Annotated in this window: 20 protein-coding genes; 15 read left to right on the top strand and 5 right to left on the bottom strand. The window is 70.8% G+C overall.

Annotated elements, in window-relative coordinates:
• The first annotated feature begins 2 nt into the window (after positions 1 to 2).
• The 7 genes from rplR to map all read left to right on the top strand — a co-directional run bounded on the left by rplR (position 3) and on the right by map (position 4,762).
• Positions 3 to 380 carry a 50S ribosomal protein L18 gene (gene rplR / locus OVA28_RS02650; protein ID WP_071276741.1) on the top strand — a complete coding sequence of 126 codons (378 nt, stop codon included), beginning with the start codon at positions 3 to 5 and terminating at the stop codon, positions 378 to 380.
• Positions 377 to 1,186: a 30S ribosomal protein S5 gene (rpsE, locus tag OVA28_RS02645; RefSeq protein WP_442780756.1), complete on the top strand. Its 810-nt coding sequence runs from the start codon at positions 377 to 379 to the stop codon at positions 1,184 to 1,186. The genes rplR and rpsE overlap by 4 nt, the downstream gene beginning before the upstream one ends.
• Positions 1,186 to 1,371 carry a 50S ribosomal protein L30 gene (rpmD, locus tag OVA28_RS02640; protein ID WP_083393236.1) on the top strand — a complete coding sequence of 62 codons (186 nt, stop codon included), beginning with the start codon at positions 1,186 to 1,188 and terminating at the stop codon, positions 1,369 to 1,371. The genes rpsE and rpmD overlap by 1 nt, the downstream gene beginning before the upstream one ends.
• Complete coding sequence (gene rplO, locus OVA28_RS02635) at positions 1,368 to 1,832, top strand: 50S ribosomal protein L15 (RefSeq protein WP_228504424.1); 465 nt, start codon at positions 1,368 to 1,370, stop codon at positions 1,830 to 1,832. Before rpmD ends, rplO begins: the two co-directional genes overlap by 4 nt.
• Positions 1,833 to 2,013: 181 nt before the next feature.
• Positions 2,014 to 3,336: a preprotein translocase subunit SecY gene (gene secY, locus OVA28_RS02630; RefSeq protein WP_194626380.1), complete on the top strand. Its 1,323-nt coding sequence runs from the start codon at positions 2,014 to 2,016 to the stop codon at positions 3,334 to 3,336.
• Positions 3,333 to 3,923 (top strand): adenylate kinase, encoded by a 591-nt coding sequence (locus tag OVA28_RS02625; protein ID WP_194659356.1) that lies wholly within the window; start codon positions 3,333 to 3,335, stop codon positions 3,921 to 3,923. Before secY ends, OVA28_RS02625 begins: the two co-directional genes overlap by 4 nt.
• Positions 3,924 to 3,928: 5 nt before the next feature.
• Positions 3,929 to 4,762 carry a type I methionyl aminopeptidase gene (map, locus tag OVA28_RS02620; protein ID WP_268095658.1) on the top strand — a complete coding sequence of 278 codons (834 nt, stop codon included), beginning with the start codon at positions 3,929 to 3,931 and terminating at the stop codon, positions 4,760 to 4,762.
• Between the two features lie 111 nt (positions 4,763 to 4,873).
• Here map and OVA28_RS02615 read toward each other — a convergent pair whose 3' ends face one another.
• The gene (locus OVA28_RS02615) at positions 4,874 to 6,148 is read right to left on the bottom strand and encodes an LCP family protein (RefSeq protein WP_268095657.1); all 1,275 of its coding nucleotides are present in this window, start codon (positions 6,146 to 6,148) and stop codon (positions 4,874 to 4,876) included.
• A gap of 265 nt (positions 6,149 to 6,413) precedes the next feature.
• On the opposite strand from OVA28_RS02615, the gene infA reads away from it, so the two are divergent.
• The 7 genes from infA (at position 6,414) to OVA28_RS02580 (ending at position 10,884) form a co-directional block, all read left to right on the top strand.
• Positions 6,414 to 6,635 carry a translation initiation factor IF-1 gene (gene infA / locus OVA28_RS02610; protein WP_017885509.1) on the top strand — a complete coding sequence of 74 codons (222 nt, stop codon included), beginning with the start codon at positions 6,414 to 6,416 and terminating at the stop codon, positions 6,633 to 6,635.
• Positions 6,636 to 6,705: 70 nt separating this feature from the next.
• On the top strand, positions 6,706 to 6,822 hold the full coding sequence (gene rpmJ / locus OVA28_RS02605) for a 50S ribosomal protein L36 (RefSeq protein ID WP_071276701.1): 117 nt from the start codon (positions 6,706 to 6,708) through the stop codon (positions 6,820 to 6,822).
• A gap of 162 nt (positions 6,823 to 6,984) precedes the next feature.
• Positions 6,985 to 7,359 (top strand): 30S ribosomal protein S13, encoded by a 375-nt coding sequence (gene rpsM, locus OVA28_RS02600; RefSeq protein WP_071276699.1) that lies wholly within the window; start codon positions 6,985 to 6,987, stop codon positions 7,357 to 7,359.
• A 9-nt stretch (positions 7,360 to 7,368) separates the two neighbouring features.
• The gene (rpsK, locus tag OVA28_RS02595) at positions 7,369 to 7,767 is read left to right on the top strand and encodes a 30S ribosomal protein S11 (protein ID WP_017885507.1); all 399 of its coding nucleotides are present in this window, start codon (positions 7,369 to 7,371) and stop codon (positions 7,765 to 7,767) included.
• A gap of 187 nt (positions 7,768 to 7,954) precedes the next feature.
• Entirely contained in the window at positions 7,955 to 8,950 is a 996-nt protein-coding gene (locus tag OVA28_RS02590; RefSeq protein WP_071276697.1) for a DNA-directed RNA polymerase subunit alpha, read from the top strand.
• Between the two features lie 65 nt (positions 8,951 to 9,015).
• Positions 9,016 to 9,612 (top strand): 50S ribosomal protein L17, encoded by a 597-nt coding sequence (rplQ, locus tag OVA28_RS02585; protein WP_194659353.1) that lies wholly within the window; start codon positions 9,016 to 9,018, stop codon positions 9,610 to 9,612.
• A gap of 150 nt (positions 9,613 to 9,762) precedes the next feature.
• Positions 9,763 to 10,884 carry an FUSC family protein gene (locus OVA28_RS02580; RefSeq protein WP_268095651.1) on the top strand — a complete coding sequence of 374 codons (1,122 nt, stop codon included), beginning with the start codon at positions 9,763 to 9,765 and terminating at the stop codon, positions 10,882 to 10,884.
• Between the two features lie 18 nt (positions 10,885 to 10,902).
• On the opposite strand, the gene OVA28_RS02575 is transcribed toward OVA28_RS02580, so the two are convergent.
• Together OVA28_RS02575 and OVA28_RS02570 are read right to left on the bottom strand one after the other, a co-directional pair.
• Positions 10,903 to 12,045 (bottom strand): hypothetical protein, encoded by a 1,143-nt coding sequence (locus tag OVA28_RS02575; protein WP_268095650.1) that lies wholly within the window; start codon positions 12,043 to 12,045, stop codon positions 10,903 to 10,905.
• 81 nt (positions 12,046 to 12,126) lie between these two features.
• Positions 12,127 to 13,281 (bottom strand): hypothetical protein, encoded by a 1,155-nt coding sequence (locus OVA28_RS02570; protein WP_268095649.1) that lies wholly within the window; start codon positions 13,279 to 13,281, stop codon positions 12,127 to 12,129.
• A gap of 81 nt (positions 13,282 to 13,362) precedes the next feature.
• Here OVA28_RS02570 and OVA28_RS02565 point away from each other — a divergent pair, with 81 nt between their 5' ends.
• Positions 13,363 to 16,572, top strand: a complete 3,210-nt coding sequence (locus tag OVA28_RS02565) for a BTAD domain-containing putative transcriptional regulator (protein ID WP_268095648.1) — start codon at positions 13,363 to 13,365, stop codon at positions 16,570 to 16,572.
• 11 nt (positions 16,573 to 16,583) lie between these two features.
• Here the strand turns inward: OVA28_RS02565 and OVA28_RS02560 are convergent, their stop codons facing one another.
• Positions 16,584 to 17,429 (bottom strand): ABC transporter permease, encoded by an 846-nt coding sequence (locus tag OVA28_RS02560; RefSeq protein ID WP_194663008.1) that lies wholly within the window; start codon positions 17,427 to 17,429, stop codon positions 16,584 to 16,586.
• Positions 17,426 to 18,433 (bottom strand): ATP-binding cassette domain-containing protein, encoded by a 1,008-nt coding sequence (locus OVA28_RS02555; protein ID WP_268095647.1) that lies wholly within the window; start codon positions 18,431 to 18,433, stop codon positions 17,426 to 17,428. Before OVA28_RS02555 ends, OVA28_RS02560 begins: the two co-directional genes overlap by 4 nt.
• Positions 18,434 to 18,463 lie beyond the last annotated feature (30 nt).

The raw sequence follows: 18,463 nt of genomic DNA, 5'->3' as shown, positions 1-18,463 counted from the left end.
TCATGGCCATCGGAACTCGTACTCGAGGCAAGAGCAAGGCGGCCGCCAAGGCCCGCCGCCACAACCGTCTCCGGAAGAAGATCACCGGGACCGAGACCCGTCCCCGTCTCGCCGTCACCCGCTCGTCACGTCACGTGTTCGTGCAGGTCATCGACGACACCAAGGGTCACACCCTCGCCAGCGCATCGACGATGGAGGCCGACCTCCGCTCGTTCGACGGCGACAAGACCGCCAAGGCGCGCCGCGTCGGCGAGCTCCTCGCCGAGCGTGCGAAGACCGCCGGTGTGGACGCCGTCGTGTTCGACCGCGGTGGTAGCAAGTACGCCGGTCGCGTCGCCGCGATCGCCGATGGTGCCCGTGAAGGAGGGCTGAACCTGTGAGCGACATCGCGAACAACAGCAACGCCGAAGAGACCCCGGCCGTCGAAGAGACGACCAGCGTCGAAGAGACCGCGACCGCCGACGAGGCGACCACCGAAGCCGCCCCGAAGGGCAAGGAGGCGGAGGCTGCTGCCCCCGTCGCCGAGCGTCCCGTCGAGACCGCTGCCGGTTCCGCGTCGAACAACCGCGACTCGGCCGACAACCGTGGCCGTCGTGGTGGCGGCCGTGACCGTCAGCAGGGCCGCGACCGTGACAAGCGAGGCGGCGACAGCCAGTTCCTCGAGCGCGTCGTCACGATCAACCGCGTCTCCAAGGTCGTCAAGGGTGGTCGTCGCTTCAGCTTCACCGCACTCGTCGTCGTCGGTGACGGCAACGGGCTCGTGGGTGTCGGCTACGGCAAGGCCAAGGAAGTCCCCACGGCGATCTCCAAGGGCGTCGAAGAAGCCAAGAAGAACTTCTTCCGGGTCCCGCGCGTCGGCAACACGATCCCGCACCCGGTGCAGGGTGAAGCCGCCGCTGGCGTCGTCCTCCTGCGTCCGGCCGGCCCCGGTACCGGTGTCATCGCCGGTGGTCCGGTCCGCGCCGTGCTCGAGTGCGCCGGCATCCACGACGTCCTGAGCAAGTCGCTCGGTTCGTCGAACACCATCAACATCGTGCACGCCACGGTCGAGGCCCTCAAGCAGCTCGAGGAGCCCCGCGCCGTCGCAGCACGTCGTGGCCTCGACATCGACCACGTCGTGCCGGCTCGCCTGCTCCGTGCCGAGGCCGCTGCGCGTCACGCCGCGAACGAGAAGGCAGGTGCCTGATGGCCATGCTGAAGATCACGCAGACGAAGTCCGTCATCAGCGAGAAGCAGTACCAGCGCGACACGCTCCGCAGCCTGGGTCTCAAGCGCATCGGCCGTACGGTCCTGCGTGAGGACAACTCCCAGAACCGCGGGTACGTCGCCACGGTGGCGCATCTCGTGAAGGTCGAGGAGGTCGACGCATGAGCGACGAGAAGAACGAGCGCGTCCAGATCCTGAAGGTGCACCACCTTCGTCCGGCCGCTGGCTCGAAGAAGGACCGCACCCGTGTGGGTCGCGGTGAGGGCTCGAAGGGCAAGACCGCAGGCCGCGGCACCAAGGGCACGAAGGCCCGGTACCAGGTCCGCGTCGGCTTCGAGGGTGGGCAGATGCCGCTGCACATGCGCACCCCGAAGCTCCGTGGGTTCAAGAACCCGTTCCGCGTCGAGTACCAGGTCGTGAACCTGGACAAGCTCGCGGAGCTGTACCCGAACGGCGGCGACGTCACCATCGCGGACCTGGTCGCCAAGGGCGCCGTCCGCAAGAACGAGAAGGTCAAGGTTCTCGGTCAGGGTGACATCAACGTGAAGCTCACCGTCACGGTCGACAAGGTCTCGGGTTCCGCCCAGACCAAGATCGCGGCAGCGGGCGGCACCGTCACCGAGTAGTCCCCCGTCCGGCGGCCCGTGTGCATTGCGCACGGGCCGCCGTTACGGTTTCCTTGATGGAGGCCCGGAACGCTCCGCCAGTCAGGCTGGCGGTCACCGGGCCACGCGGTCGGCGCTTCCGGCCACGGGCGACCACGCCCGGCACGACTGGCCAGTCCGGTCCCAGAAGTTCGGAGTTCTCGTGTTCAGAGCGGTCGCGCGCATCATGCGCACCCCCGATCTTCGGAAGAAGATCGGCTTCACCCTCGCGATCATCGCGTTGTTCCGGCTGGGGTCGTACATCCCGGCGCCGTACGTCGACTACGCGGCGGTGCAGACCTGCCTCGCGAGTGCCTCGTCCTCGGGCGGTCTCTACGACCTGATCAACCTGTTCTCCGGTGGCGCGCTGCTGAAGCTCTCGGTCTTCGCGCTCGGCATCATGCCGTACATCACGTCGTCGATCATCGTGCAGCTGCTGCGCGTCGTGATCCCGCACTTCGACGCCCTCTACAAGGAGGGCCAGACCGGTCAGGCGAAGCTGACCCAGTACACGCGCTACCTCACCATCGCGCTCGGTGTGCTGCAGTCCACGACCCTGATCACGGTCGCACGCTCCGGTCAGCTCTTCGGCACCAACGCCAGCGCCTCCTGCTCGTCGATCATCTCGAACGACTCCTGGTACGCGATCATGCTCATGGTGGTCACGCTGACCGCCGGCACCGGCCTGATCATGTGGATGGGTGAGCTCGTCACCGAGCGCGGCATCGGCAACGGCATGTCGCTCCTGATCTTCACGTCCATCGCAGCGCAGTTCCCCTCCGCGCTCTGGGCGATCGAGCAGTCCCAGTCGTTCGAGCTGTTCCTCTTCGTCATCCTGGTCGGCCTGGTGATCATGATGGCCGTCGTGTTCGTCGAGCAGTCGCAGCGGCGGATCCCGGTGCAGTACGCCAAGCGCATGGTCGGTCGTCGCACCTACGGCGGCAACAACACGTACATCCCGATCAAGGTGAACATGGCCGGCGTCGTGCCCGTCATCTTCGCCTCGTCGCTGCTGTACCTGCCGGCCCTGGTCGCGCAGTTCAACAAGCCCTCCGACGGCACCGAGCCCGCGGCCTGGGTCACCTGGATCGAGAGCAACCTCGTCTCCGGTGACAACTGGTTCTACATGGTGCTGTACTTCCTGCTCATCGTCGGCTTCACGTACTTCTACGTCGCGATCACCTTCAACCCCGAAGAGGTCGCCGACAACATGAAGAAGTACGGCGGGTTCATCCCCGGCATCCGTGCCGGCCGTCCCACCGCCGAGTACCTCGACTACGTCCTCACCCGGGTGACGCTGCCCGGTGCGCTCTACCTCGGTCTCATCGCACTCATCCCGCTGGCAGCACTGGCGCTGTTCGGCGCGAACCAGAACTTCCCGTTCGGTGGCGCGAGCATCCTCATCATCGTGGGTGTCGGTCTCGAGACCGTGAAGCAGATCGACTCGCAGCTGCAGCAACGTCACTACGAAGGGCTCCTCCGTTGAGCGCACGTCTCATCATCGTCGGACCTCCCGGAGCGGGGAAGGGCACCCAGGCCGGCCGCATCGCCGAGTCGTTCGGCATCCCCGCCGTCTCCACGGGTGACATCTTCCGGAAGAACGTCACCGAGGGCACCCCGCTCGGGGTCCAGGCGAAGGCGATCATGGACGCGGGCGACTACGTCCCGGACTCCCTGACGAACGAGCTCGTGAAGTCCCGCCTGCAGGAGTCCGACGCCGAGCAGGGCTTCCTGCTCGACGGTTACCCCCGCACGGTCGGACAGGTCGAGTACCTCGACGCGCTCCTCGCCGAGCACGGCACCGCGATCGACGCCGTCATCCGGCTCGTCGCCGACCAGGACGCCCTCGTCGAGCGGCTCCTGAAGCGCGCCGGCGAGCAGGGGCGCAGCGACGACAACGAGGAGACGATCCGTCGTCGCCAGCAGGTCTACGTCGAGCAGACCGCACCGATCGTCGACGCCTACCAGCAGCGCGGTCTCGTGGTCGAGGTCGACGGCCTGGGTGCCATCGACGAGGTCGGCGACCGCATCCAGGCCGCGCTCGCCTCCCGCGGTCTCGCAGCAGCGGTCTGACCCGCGTGGTCCGGTTCCGCAAGCCGTCCATCTACAAGACCCCGGACGAACTCCGGGCGATGGTGCGACCCGGGCTGCTGACCGCAGCGGCGCTCGACGTCGTCCGGTCCGCGATCCGACCCGGCATCACGACGGGAGAGCTGGACGCGATCGCCGAGCGGACGATCCGCGACGGTGGCGGCGTGCCGAACTTCCAGCTCGTGCCGGGGTACCGACACACGCTGTGCCTCTCGGTCAACGACGAGATCGTGCACGGGATTCCCGGCGAGCGGGTGCTCCAACCCGGTGACCTCGTCTCGGTGGACGCCGGGGCCGAGGTGGACGGCTGGAACGGCGACAGTGCCTTCACGACCGTCGTCCCCGGTGGCGACGCCACGACCACGGCGGCGCGGCAGCAACTCTCGGACACCACCGAGCGGTCGCTGTGGCACGGCATCGCGGCACTCGCCAGCGCGAAGCACCTGCACGAGGTCGGTGACGCCGTGGAGGACGCCGTCGACGAGACGGGGACCTGGGGCATCGTCGAGGACTTCACCGGTCACGGCATCGGCCGGTCCATGCACGAGGACCCGCCGGTCTTCAACCACCGCGTCCGCGGCGGTGGTCCAGCAGTCCGTCCCGGTCTGGTCGTCGCCATCGAGCCGATGGTCACCGCGGGCACGATCGAGAACACCACGGACGACGACGACTGGACCGTCCGCACGCAGGACGGCTCCGACGCGGCCCACTGGGAGCACAGCGTCGCGGTGCACGCTGCCGGCATCTGGGTGCTGACCGCCACCGACGGTGGTGCAGCCGGGCTCGCACCGCTCGGCGTCACGCCGGTCCCGATCCCGTAGCCACCGCCTCCAGGCCGCCGACGCGGAGCCGGGCGAGCGGGTCGGGCCGGACACCCCGGTCAGACCGACCGGTCCGGACTGGAGGCTCGGTGCCGACCCGTCCCGCCGCCGTCAGTTGCCGACGGAGCAGGTCTGCTCCGCGGCGCTCTGCCCGGTGATGGTCGAGGGCAGGGCCGTCGGGGTGCCAGCCGCCCCTGCGTCCGACCCCGTGCCGGTGCCGGTGGCGGCAAACGGTGCGGAGGTGGTCGGAGCGGCCGCCGGCGCCGACGGTGCGGCGCTCGGGTCGCCTGCGGCGGCCGACTGGTCCTCCGACGCCCGACCGGTGGACGAGTCGCCGAGCGTGGTCTTCTCGTCCGTCTGGAGTGCGACGTTGAGTGCGTGGGCGGTGGTCTGGTCGACGATCACGCGCGCGCTGTCGGCCGGGTCGTCGACGACGGGGTACTGCACGAAGAGCATGTTCGCCGTGCTCATGCCGCGGAGCATCCCGGCCAGCCCGACCAGGGTCTGGGCGCGGTTCAGGCCGTCCGACAGCACGACGTTGTGGAGCGCGGCCCCGGCGAGCTTGTAGAGCGTGACCGGGTTCGACAGGGTGCCGTCGGCGGTCACCTTGCGCAGGAGCGAGGACAGGAAGACCTGCTGCGAGCTGATGCGTGCCAGGTCGCTGCCGTCGCCGACGCCGTGTCGGCTCCGCAGGAACGCGAGCGCGTCCGAGCCCTGCAGTGCGTGGGAACCAGCGCTCAGGTGCAGGCCCGTGTACGTGTCGTCGATGGGCTTCGCCACGCAGACGTCGACGCCGCCCAGCGCGTTCGACATCTCGATGACGCCGTCGAAGGTGATGAGGCCTGCGTACGGGATGCTCAGGCCGGTGAGGTTCTCGACGGTGTCGACGACGCAGGAGACCCCGCCGTTGCCGAGCGCCGTGTTGAACTGCGCGGAGGTGGCCGCGGGGTAGCTCGTCCCGGTCTCCGGGTTGCTGCACGCGGGGATCGGCACCATCAGGTCGCGGGGGAAGCTGACGGCGGTGAGCTGCTGGTGGTCCTGGGAGACGTGGATGAGCATCGTGACGTCGTTGCGCGCGCCCTCGACGTCCTCGTCCGAGTCGAACTGCCCGACGCGGGTGTCGCTGCCGATGAGCAGGATGTTCGCGCCGCCCTTGATCGCCGTGATGTCGGCGGTCTTCGCGGTGCTCTGGTCGTCCGTGCTCAGCTGCACCGACGTGGGGGCACTCGCGAGCTGGGCGCCGGCGATGGCCGCGACGCTCGTGCCGCTGACCAGGACGACCGCGACGGCGGACGCGACGACGCCCACGAGCGTCGACCACCCGCGACGGCGGGGGAGACGCCCGTGTCGGGCGAAGGGGCGGGGGCCGCTGGGGGCGTCTGGCACGGGTTCTCCGTTCGTGGGCTCGGGTGTCACCGTAGGGGTGCAGGCCCCTCGTCATCCAGGAGCATGCCGGGGATCGACTGTGGAAGCAGACCCATGCGCACAGGAACACCCTCGGACTGGGGTCCGCGACGCGCCCGGGCTTGGCAATCGGGCGGCAGTCCCATAAGATCGATCTTTGGTGTGCCATGCCCTCTCGGGTGTGGCGCCCGACCCGCAGACCGGCTCGGGGATCACACCGGTAATCCAACCAAGCGACAGTGAGGCTATGGCCAAGAAAGACGGCGTCATCGAGATCGAAGGCTCGGTGCTCGAAGCTCTGCCCAATGCGATGTTCCGCGTTGAGCTGACGAACGGGCACAAGGTCCTCGCGCACATCTCCGGGAAGATGCGCCAGCACTACATCCGCATCCTCCCAGAGGACCGCGTGATCGTGGAGCTGAGCCCGTACGACCTGACCCGCGGCCGGATCGTCTACCGCTACAAGTGATCCGCGAGCTGGAAAGGAACGACTCGGCGAACCCGCCGAGCACGAAGCCAGCGAGCACGAGGAATCAGCAATGAAGGTCAACCCCAGCGTCAAGCCCATGTGCGAGCACTGCCGTGTCATCCGCCGCAAGGGCCGCGTCATGGTGATCTGCAAGAGCAACCCGCGTCACAAGCAGCGCCAGGGCTAGTCCCGGTGCTCTGACGCGGATCGCCCTCGGGCGGCCTGCGCAGGAACCACAACTCAACATCGAACGCAGTACCAAGAACCGCGCGAGCGGGGACACCTCGGGTCGGAGGCCCGAGCACCGGTACTGCTCCACACCTCCATCGACAACAGGAGCAGCCAGCACATGGCACGTCTAGCAGGCGTCGACATCCCGCGCGAGAAGCGCGTGGAGATCGCACTCACGTACATCTACGGCGTCGGCCGCACTCGCGCGGTCAAGACGCTCGCGGACACCGGTATCTCCGGTGACATCCGCGTCAAGGACCTCACCGACGACCAGCTGGTCGCCCTCCGTGACTACATCGAGGGCAACTACAAGGTCGAGGGTGACCTCCGCCGCGAAGTGGCAGCCGACATCCGCCGCAAGGTCGAGATCGGCAGCTACGAGGGCATCCGGCACCGCCGTGGTCTCCCCGTGCGCGGTCAGCGCACGAAGACCAACGCGCGTACCCGCAAGGGCCCGAAGCGCACCGTGGCAGGCAAGAAGAAGGCCCGATAGGAGATCACCATGGCTACTCCCAAGACCGCCGCGCGCAAGCCGCGCCGCAAAGAGAAGAAGAACGTCGCCGTGGGCCAGGCCCACATCAAGAGCACGTTCAACAACACGATCGTCAGCATCACCGACCCGTCGGGTGCCGTCCTGAGCTGGGCGTCCTCCGGGGCCGTCGGCTTCAAGGGCTCGCGCAAGTCGACGCCGTTCGCGGCGCAGCTCGCCGCCGAGTCCGCTGCGCGTCAGGCGCAGGAGCACGGCGTCAAGAAGGTCGACGTCTTCGTGAAGGGCCCGGGTTCGGGTCGTGAGACCGCGATCCGCTCCCTCCAGGCCGCAGGCCTCGAGGTCGGTTCGATCAACGACGTCACGCCGCAGGCGCACAACGGGTGCCGTCCGCCCAAGCGCCGCCGCGTCTGACGCGAGGAGCAACCGGCCGTCCCCTGCTCGTTCCCTAGCGGGTTCGAGCAGGGACGGCCATTCCTGGTCGTTCGATCGCGCACATCGGTGCGCGTGATCACAACTCAACAGACCCGTCGGGGCCCGGCTGGCCCCGTCGTACCGCCAAGTGTCATATAGCGGACACTTCGCCGAAAGGAATCCCACAGTGCTCATTGCACAGCGCCCCACCCTCACCGAGGAGCCGATCTCCGAGCACCGCTCGCGATTCGTCATCGAGCCGCTCGAGCCCGGCTTCGGCTACACCCTCGGGAACTCGCTGCGCCGCACGCTCCTCTCCTCGATCCCCGGTGCTGCCGTCACGAGCATCCGCATCGACGGCGTCCTCCACGAGTTCAGCACCGTCGCCGGTGTCAAGGAAGACGTCACGGAGATCATCCTCAACATCAAGAGCCTGGTCGTCTCCAGCGAGCACGACGAGCCCATCACGGCCTACCTGCGCAAGCAGGGTGCCGGTCAGGTCACCGCAGCGGACATCTCCGCTCCGGCCGGCGTCGAGATCCACAACCCGGACCTCGTCATCGCGACCCTGAACGACACCGCGCGCTTCGAGCTCGAGCTCACGATCGAGCGTGGCCGTGGCTACGTCTCGGCGACGCAGAACCGCTCGGAGTTCAGCGAGGCCGGTCAGATCCCGATCGACTCGATCTACTCCCCGGTCCTCAAGGTCACCTACCGCGTCGAGGCGACGCGTGCCGGTGAGCGCACGGACTTCGACCGTCTGGTCGTCGACGTCGAGTCGAAGCCGGCCATCACGCCGCGCGACGCCATCGCGTCGGCCGGTCGGACGCTCGTCGAGCTGTTCGGTCTCGCCCGCGAGCTGAACACCGCGGCCGAGGGCATCGAGATCGGCCCCGCGCCGGTCGACGCGGTGCTCTCGAACGAACTGCAGACCCCGATCGAGGACCTCGACCTGTCGGTGCGCAGCTACAACTGCCTGAAGCGCGAGGGCATCAACACGGTGTCCGAGCTCGTCGCCCTCTCGGAGACGCAGCTCATGAACATCCGCAACTTCGGTCAGAAGTCGGTGGACGAGGTCAAGGACAAGCTCACCGAGCTCGGCCTGTCCCTCAAGGACACCGTCCCCGGATTCGACGGCGCCCACTTCTACAGCGGGTACGACGAAGAAGAGTCCAGCAACTGACCTCGCGCTGATGCGCACGCGCGTCGTCATGGCGCGCACCCCTCTTTCACCACTGGAGAACTGACATGCCGAAGCCCACCAAGGGCCCCCGCCTCGGTGGCGGTCCCGCTCACGAGCGCCTGCTCCTGAGCAACCTCGCCAACGCCCTCTTCACGCACGGTCGGATCACGACCACCGAGACGAAGGCCAAGCGCCTCCGTCCGGTCGCCGAGCGTCTGATCACGTTCGCGAAGCGCGGCGACCTGCACGCACGTCGTCGGGTCATCGCGGCCCTCCGCGACAAGACCGTCGTGCACACGCTGTTCACGGAGATCGCGCCGCAGGTGTCCGACCGCCAGGGCGGCTACACCCGCATCACGAAGCTCGGCTTCCGCAAGGGCGACAACGCGCCCCTCGCGTCGATCGAGCTCGTGCTCGAGCCGCTCTCGAGCAGCCCGGCTCCCGTGACCCGCAACGCGGCCCCGGCCGCTGCTGCCCCGGTCGCGGACACCACCGTGACGGACGACGCCGACGCTGACAGCGCCGAGGAACTCCCGGTCGAGACGACCGAGACCACCGAGGAGTCGGCTCCGGTCGAGCCCGAGACCGAGGACGCTGCTGCGGCCGAGGTCGAGGCCGACGCCGCCTCGAAGTCGGACGACGCTGCGGACGACACCAAGTAGGTCCCCGCACCACCACGAGACGGCCCCCGCAGCGCATGCTGCGGGGGCCGTCTCGTGTTCCGAGAAGGACGCACCAGGCGGACAGGAGGCTCGTGGCGGCGCCGCCACGAGCCTCCAGTCCGTGATCAGCACCGGCACCACGGAGGACCCATGGGATTCGAACACGTCACGGGGGTGGGGACGAGGATCTGGCGATGGAGCCGGACGTCCGGCACGCAGCCACGCCTGTTGCACGCCGGCAAGGCGGCGGGTGCCGCCGCCCTCGCCTGGGTCGTGGCGCGCCACGTCCCCGGGGTCGCGTCCGACTACCCGTACTACGCGCCGCTCGGAGCCGTCATCGCGATGCAGACCACGGTGTTCGCGGGCCTGCGCAGCGGGATCCAGACGCTCGTCGGGATCGCGCTCGGCATCGGCGTCGCGGGCTTCACGATGTGGGTCGGGGACCCCGGCGTGCTGGCGGTGGCGCTGGCGGTCGGCATCGGCGTGCTGGTCGGTGGGTTCCGGATCCTCGGGGAGGGCAGCTCGTGGGTGTCCACGGCAGCGCTGTTCGTGCTGCTCGTCGGGGGTGCGCACGCCGAGGGGTACTCGCTCGGCTACCTCGTGCAGATGGCCGTCGGCGTGGTCGTCGGCCTGCTGGTGAACTTCCTGGTGTTCCCGCCGCTGCACTTCTGGGACGCCGAGCACCGCATCGACGCCGTCAACGGGGTCCTCGCCGACCACCTCGACGGGCTCGCAGCCGTGCTCCGCGAGGGCAAGCGCGACGTCGCCGCGTGGGACAAGCAGCAGGACCGGTTGGACCGGGCGATCGCCGACGTCCGGTCGCGGGTGTCGATCGCGCACGAGAGCCGTCGGATCAACCCCCGGGGTGCGCTGCGGGGCTCACGGGCTCGGCTGCAGGAGGACGGGGCACGCTTCCGCGCCCTGGAGCGGGTGGCCTGGTACACGACCGACCTCACCGAGCTCGTGGCGCGGTCGGGGCCGGTGTCGGCGGGCATCGGCCGCCCGGACCCCGCGTTCGCGGAACCCCTCGCGGCGGCGCTGGACCAGATCGCCGCCGTGATCCGCGGCACGAGCCCGGACCGCGACGCCGACACGGCCATCGCCGCGGTGGAGAAGGCCCTCGACGCGTCGCGGGAGAACCCCTCGCACGTCGCCGTCACGTCCGCCGCGCTCGTGGCCCTGCGGGGCATCGTCGAGTCCGAGCGCCGGGCCACGGTCGACATCGACACGAAGACCGGGCCGTTCGGCTCAGCCCGGAGCGCGTCGCGCTGAGTCCGGACGGGGTGCCGTTCAGCCGGTGAAGGAGGACACTGCCCAGCGCTCGACGGACGAGCTGGTGTCCGGGGCGACGCGGCTGTGCAGGAGGTACTGCGTCCAGGCGCCGTCGTGCACGACGTCGATCGTGCAGGCGCTTGCGTCGCAGGTCCGCCAGGCGCCGTCATGGTCGCCGAGGCCGGGGAGTTCGATGCGGTCGTCGCGGTCGACCAGCCCGGCAGCGAGTCGCTGTTCCACGAACCAGCCCGCTCGCGGCGTCGACGAGTAGACCGCGTCGGCGAGGACGTGGTCGGGTCCGGCACTGAACACGCAGGCGGCAGCGCCCACCCGGGTCTCCGCGTACTCCCGCAGCCACGGCAGCGTGTCGGTCTGCGCGGCGGGATCGCGCAGCGCAGCCGAGGCGACGGCGTTCACCTTCTCGGGGGAACAGGTGGTGAAGGACCCGTCTCCGGAGTCCGCGCCGGTCTCGGTGCCCGCCTGCGAGGGCTCGACGGCGGCGCGGACGCGGTCGACCAGTGCGACGAACGCGGGTCGCATCGCCTCGGGAGTGGCATCGGCGCCGTCCTGCAAGCGGATGACGTCGACCGTGACCCAGGCGTTCTGCGCGAGGACGCTGCCCTGGCAGGTCACGCGAGCCGGAGTGCTGGCGGCACAGTCCGGGGTGAGTTCGCTGTCCTGGAGCTCCTTCGCCATGCTCGTCGCCGCGTCGAACGCGGTCGTGGCACGGGGCAGCACCGACACGACCACCCCCTCGTACCCGGGGTCGTCCCGCGTTGCGGGGTGGACGTCGTCGACGGGCGACGTGCCGTTCGTCGCCCAGCAGTCCGTCCCACCGGCGACCCGGAGCGCCGACCAGGAACCGTCGACGTGGACTGCAGCGGTGAGCGGGTCCGTGACGGTCACCCCGGGGACGAGGGCGTCCACCAGGTCCGTCGGCAAGAGGGTGGTGCACGCGGGTGCCGCCGCCTGTTCTGGTGCGTCGCCGAAGTCGACCGTCGTCTCCTCGGCGTCGCTCGTCGACGACCCGCTCGGCGTCGCCGAGGTGCTCGGCGTGACGGACGGATCGGCAGGTGTGGTCGCGGTGGAACAGCCGACGAGCACCGTGGCCGCCGTGGTCAGGAGCGCGAGGCCCACGACCCCCCTCGTGATGGTGTGCATGTGTTCAGGGTAGGGCTGAGTGGAGCGGACGTGATCGTGCCTCGATCACGTTCCGACAACGCCTCCGTGGACCACGGTGCGTCAGTTGGTCAGGGACGCCTCGGCCCAGCGGACGACGCCGTCGGAGGGGGCCTCGGCCACCCGTTCGTAGAGCACGAAGTGGGTCCAGTCGCCGTCGTCCACGACGTCGATCGAGCACGCGAGGTCGGTGCAGCTGCGCCACGCGGCAGCACCCGTGGGAAGGCCGTCGAGCTCGACGCGGTCCGCACGGTCGATCGTCCCCGCGTCGAGTCGGCGCTCCACGACCCATCCGCCGCCGGGGACCTCGGAGTACACCGCGCCGGTGATCGCGTACGGCTGTTCGCCGGTGCCCTGGGCCTCGAACACACAGCTCGACGCACCGAGCCGGTTCATCGCGTACTGCTGGAGACCAGCCGAGGCGTCACCACCACGAGTGTGCGGGTCGGCGAGGTCCTTCGACGCGACCGCGTTGACGTTGGCGGCGTCGCACGTCGTGTACGAGCCGTCGGGGGAGCCGTGCTCGGTCGTGGCCGACCCGAGTGGGCTGCCCTCCACGGCTGCAGCCGTCGCGGCGAGCAGGGCCGTGAACGCGGGCTCCGACGCCTCGGGCGTCGCACCGGCGGTGTCCTGCGCACGGACCGAGCGGATGTCGACCCAGGCGGTGCCGGCTCGCACAGCGCCACCGCAGTACACGCGGGCCGAGTCGCTCGCGTCGCACCGCACGGTGGTCGCGGCGACCTCCGGGCTGGTGGCGCTCGTCTGGGCGTCGACGTAGTCCGCGTCGGCGTCGGGCAGCACCGTGAGCCGCACGCCCTGGTACACCGGGTCGTCCTTCGTGGTCGGCAGGACCTCGTCGATGGCGGAGACGCCGTTCGCGCTCTCGCAGTCGGTGCCTCCGGCCGTCGCCGCGAACGCCCACGCCCCGGCGATGTCCGGGGTGTCCACCAGGGTGTCGACGGGCTGCACTCCGGGCACGAGGGCCTCGACCAGGTCCGCCGGCAGCAGGGCGTCGCACGCGGGGACGCCGTCGCGGCTCGGGGCGGCGCCGAAGTCGACCGGGGCGGCCGACGCCGTCGCCGAGGGCGCAGCGGAGGACTCGGACGGCATCGCGGAGACGGTCGGGTCGGCGCTCGTGGTGGGGGCGCAACCGGCCATGGTGACGGCAGCGGCGGAGAGGAGCGCGACGCTCACGATCCCCCTCGTGAAGGTGTGCATCTGCTCAGGCTAGCCAGCACGGGACCCCGCGGACCCCCGGTTCCATCACGATCGCGCATCACGTCGACCTAGACTCGCACCGTGGCAGCGCACCCCCGCATCGCCGTCCTCGGACCGGTCCTGGTGGAGGACCCGACGGGCGTCCCGGCACCCGTGCCCGGAGCGCTCCCGCGGGCCTTCGTGACCGCCCTGGTCCTCGCCCGCGGGCACGCCATGACGACCGACGCACTCATCGACGAACTCTGGGGCGACGCCCCGCCGAAGGGTGCCCGGGCAGCGCTCCAGACCCTCGTCTCGCGGCTGCGGCGGAGCACCACCGAGGGGCTGGTCGTCTCGACGGCGACCGGGTACGCGCTCGGGGTCCGCCCCGAGGACGTCGATCTGGCTTGCGCCGAGCAGCTCGCCACCGAGGGCTCCAGGGCGGACGGTGCGCTCCGGACGGCACTCGCGACCTGGCGCGGCGAGCCGGGTGACGACGTCGAGGGTGCGCTCGGCCAGGCCCTCGCCCACCGCGCGGACGTCGCCCGCCGCGCGCTCCGCCGCGCACTCGGCTCAGCCCTGCTCGACGCTGGGGACGCGGACGGCGCCGTGGCCGTCTGGCGCGAGCAGGCGGAGGCCGACCCGTTCGACGAGCTCGCCGTCGCCGGCTCGATGCGCGCGCTCGACGCGGCGGGACGCACCGCCGAGGCACTGGCAGCGTTCGCGGCGCACCGGGAACGCCTGGCCGACGGCCTCGGTGCCGACCCGTCCGCCGAGCTCGTGCGGCTGAACGCCGAGCTGCTCCGCCGTGCGCCGTCCGGTCCTGGCGCACTCCGCCGCGTCGGCCTGCGGGCATCGCCGAACACGCTGGTCGGACGGGAGGCCGACCTCACCGCCGTCACGGAGCTGCTGTCCCACGGACGGCTGGTCACGATCCTCGGTGCCGGTGGGCTCGGCAAGACCCGCCTGGCGCAGGCGGTCGCCGCCACGATCGCCCAGGACCGCGGTGTCGTGGTGCTCGAGCTCGCGCCGCTCACCACCGGGGAGGACATCGTCCCCGCACTCGGCGCACTGCTCGGGATCGCGGAGGTCCGTGGCGCGCGGTCGCTACGGGAGGCGGTCGTGTCCGACCTGTGGGGCCGGGTCGTCCGGGCACTCGCCGAGGAACCCACCGTGCTCGTGCTCGACAACTGCGAGCACCTGGTCGAGGCCGCAGCCGCCGTCACCGCCGACCTGCTCGCCGTCCTGCCGTCGCTGCGCGTGCGGACGACCTCGAGGGCGCCGCTGGCGATCGCCGGCGAGGTCGTCGCGGCGCTCGCACCGCTGCCCGTCGAGGCCGACGGGTCCGCGGTCCGGCTGTTCACCGAACGGGCACGGGCCGCACGCCCTGGTGCCGTGCTCCCGGTCGACACCGTCCGGAGCATCTGCACGCGGCTCGACGGGTCGCCGCTCGCGATCGAGCTCGCAGCGGCACGCATCCGCGGCATGAGCGCGGACGAGATCGAACGGCGGCTCGACGACCGGTTCGCCCTGCTCCGCGGCGGCGACCGCAGCGCACCCGAACGGCACCGGACGCTGCTCGCCGTGATCGAGTGGAGCTGGCGTCTGCTCGACGACGGGGCCCGGGACCTGCTCACCCGGCTCGCGCTCTTCCCGGACGGACTCGCGGTCGACGCGGTCGAGGCCGTCGCTGACCCTGCCCGGCACGACGACGCCCTCGAGGACCTGGCCGAGCTCGTCGAGCAGTCCCTCGTGCAGCTCGTCGAGCACGAGGGCGAGCCCGTCCGGTACCGCCTGCTCGAGACCGTGCGGGAGTTCGGTGCGGCCCGGCTCGCCGAGCGCGGCACCACCGACGCGGTCCGCGCGGCCATGCTCCGCTGGGCACGGGACTTCGCCGCCGCCAGGAACATGTTCACGGCGACGGGTGAGCGCCAGCGCCGGTGGTTCCGGGAGGTCGGGCACGAGGCCGACAACCTCGTCACGCTGCTCCGGTGGGCGCTCCGCGACGGGGACCACCGCACGGTCGCCCAGGTCTTCGCGGCGCTCGGTGGGTACTGGACGCTCCGCGGCGCCCACGGTGAGGTGGTCACGATCGCCCCGGACCTGCTGCCGATGCTCCGCCGGACCCCACCGCTGCCGGAGGACCGTGCCGCCGTCGTGCTCGGGCTGGTCCTGATCGGGTCGACGTCCGTCTTCACCGACCGTCGGACCGCCGCGTGGGCGATCTCCGCGCTCCGCCGGGTGGTCCGACTCGGTCCCACGGGTGCCGCGACCCTCGACGCCCAGGCGGCCCTGCTGCTCACCCTCGGTCGTCCGGACGACGGGACGGCCCTGCTCGCGCGCTACCGGGCCGGCGACGACGAGGGCGTGGCCTGTCTCGCGTTCCTCCTGAGCGCGCCGATCGCGGAGAACGACGGGGAGTTCGCCGACGCACTCCGCCACGCCCGTCGCGCCGGGGAGCTCGCTGAACGGGTAGACGACGCCTGGGCGCTGGGCTCCGGCGCCGTCACGCTGGCACAGCTCCTCGCGCAGGACGGGCAGCACGCCGAGGCGCTCGCCGCGGCGGCCGTCGCGCGGGAACGGCTCGAGGTGTTCGGCGCCGAGGACGACCTGTACGAGATCGGCTGGACCATCGGACTCTGTGCCGCAGCCACCGGGGACGTCGACCTGGCCAGGTCGATCGCCGCCGACCTCGGCAACCAGCCGGTGGCGAACCGCGGCGGCTTCGAGGACGACGCCGTCCAGGTCGGGGTGATCGCGATCGCGATCGACGCCGAGTGCAGCCGCGCGGACGGGGACCTCGACGGCGCCGTCGAGCACTGGCGCCGCGCGTGGGACTTCGTGGTGCCCCGACGCAAGCGCACACAGAACTGGTGGTTGATGGCCGGGGCCGCGCGCATCGTGGCGGAGGACGAGGCGGCGGCGAGCCGGTCCGGCGGGGCCGCGCCGAGCCTCCAGGCCGAGCAGCAGGCCATCGCGCGCCACCTGCGGATCGGCGCCCTGGTGATGCTGCGCCTGCACCCGTGGTGGCTGGACCTGCCGGTCATCGGCACCGCGCTCATCGGCATCGCGCTCGTCGCGCTGCGTCGGGGCATGTCCGCCGAGGCTGCCCGGTGCTGGGGCCTGGCGACGCGGTTCGGCTCGCGGCAGGACTTCGCGGTGCTCGCGCACCGGCGCCTGCGCCCGCTGCTGGTCGACGTGGTCGGTGCCGACGTGGTCCTGGATGCCGAGACGGCCTCGGCCGGATGGGACCGGGCCGAGGCCGTGACGGCGTTGCGCACACTGCTCGAGGAGCTGCGCACCGTCGCGTGAACCGCGCTGCGTCAGGCCTTCCGCATGTAGGCACGGACGGTCAGCGGGGCGAAGACCGCGACGATGACCGCGGCTCCGAGCAGCGAGAGCCAGAGGTCGGTGCCGACCTGGCCGTGGTTCACGAGCTCGCGGACCGCGGTGATCAGGTGCGAGACCGGGTTGACCTCGGAGAACCAGCGCAGCCAGTCCGGCAGCGTGTCCGCCGGGACGAAGGCGTTCGACAGGAACGTCAGCGGGAACAGCACGAGGTTCGAGATGCCCGAGACGCTCGACGCGGTGCGGGCCACGACGCCGAAGTAGGCGAAGACCCAGCTGATCGCCCAGGCGACCACGATGACGAGCAGGCCCGCCAGGACGACGGCGCCGAAGCCGCCCTCGGGACGGAGCCCCATCGCGAAGCCCGTCACGAAGGTGATCGTCGTCGCGATGGCGTACCGCACGGTGTCGGCGAGCAGTGCCCCGGCGAGCGGGGCGATGCGGGCGATCGGCAGGGACTTGAAGCGGTCGAAGACGCCCTTGTCCATGTCCTCGCGGAGCTGGACGCCGGTGACGATCGAGGACGTGATGTTCGTCTGCACGAGGATGCCCGGGATGATGATCGGCAGGTAGGACGCCACGTCGCCGGAGATCGCGCCACCGAAGATGTAGGTGAACATCACGGTGAAGACGATCGGCATCAGCGTCACGTCGAACAGCTGCTCCGGCGTGCGACGGACCTTGATCAGGCCGCGGTACGCCATCGTGAAGGACTGCCGGATCGTCGCAGCGAGCCCGGTGCCGCCCACGCCGGGGCGCGGGGTGCTCCTGGCGCCGGTCGTGCCGGCGGACGCCAGGTCGGGTGTGGTGAGCGTGGTCATGCGATGCTCCCTTCGAGCGCGTGCTCGTGCTCGTGCTGGTCGGCGGCCTCGTCGGCGACCGGGTTGCCGGTGATGGTCAGGAAGACCTCGTCGAGCGTCGGCTTCTGCACGCTCATCTCGGCGAGGGAGATGCCCGCGTCGCGGAACGACACGAGCAGGTCGGTGACGCGGTCGGGGTCAGTCATCGGGGCGGTCAGGCGCGACCCCTCCGGGCTGACGACCGCTGGGGTGCCCAGGACCCGAGCGACGAGGTCGGACGCCGTCGCGAGGGTCTCGGCGGAGGCGTCGGCGAGCCGGAGCTGCAGCGACGCGGTGCCGATCGACGCCTTGAGCTCGTCACCCGTGCCCTCCGCCACGACCCGGCCGTGGTCGATCACGGCGATGCGGTCGGCGAGCTGGTCGGCCTCGTCGAGGTACTGCGTGGTGAGCAGCACGGTCGAGCCCGTCGCGACGAGCTCGCGGATCGTGTCCCACATCTGCGCCCGGGTGCGGGGGTCGAGGCCGGTGGTCGGCTCGTCGAGGAAGATCAGCGGCGGCTGGGCGATGAGGCTCGCCGCCAGGTCGAGGCGTCGGCGCATCCCGCCGGAGAACTTCTTGAGGGGACGGGTCGCCGCCTCGGTCAGGCCGAAGCGCTCGAGGAGCTCCGCGGACTTCCGCTTCGACTCCGCCCGGCCCAGCCCGAGCAGGCGGGAGAAGATGACCAGGTTCTCGGTCGCGCTGAGCGTCTCGTCGACGCTGGCGTACTGCCCGGTCACGCCGATGAGCCGGCGGACCTCCTGCGCCTCGCGGCGGACGTCGTGGCCGAAGACCCTGGCCTCACCGGCGTCCGCCTGCAGCAGGGTCGCGAGCATGCTGATCGTCGTGGTCTTGCCGGCGCCGTTCGGGCCGAGCACGCCGTACACCGTGCCGGCCTCGACGCGGAGGTCGACACCGTCCACGGCGCGGTTCTGCCCGAAGGTCTTCACGAGGCCGACGGCCTCGACCGCGAGGGGTGTCGTGGTCATCGTCGGTTCCTTTCTCCGATGGGGCGTCGG

It is taken from the genome of Curtobacterium sp. SL109 (assembly GCF_026672405.1).
Lineage (GTDB): Bacteria > Actinomycetota > Actinomycetes > Actinomycetales > Microbacteriaceae > Curtobacterium.
Note: the sequence above shows the minus strand (reverse complement) of the source record. Positions and strands in the feature narration are given on the sequence as shown.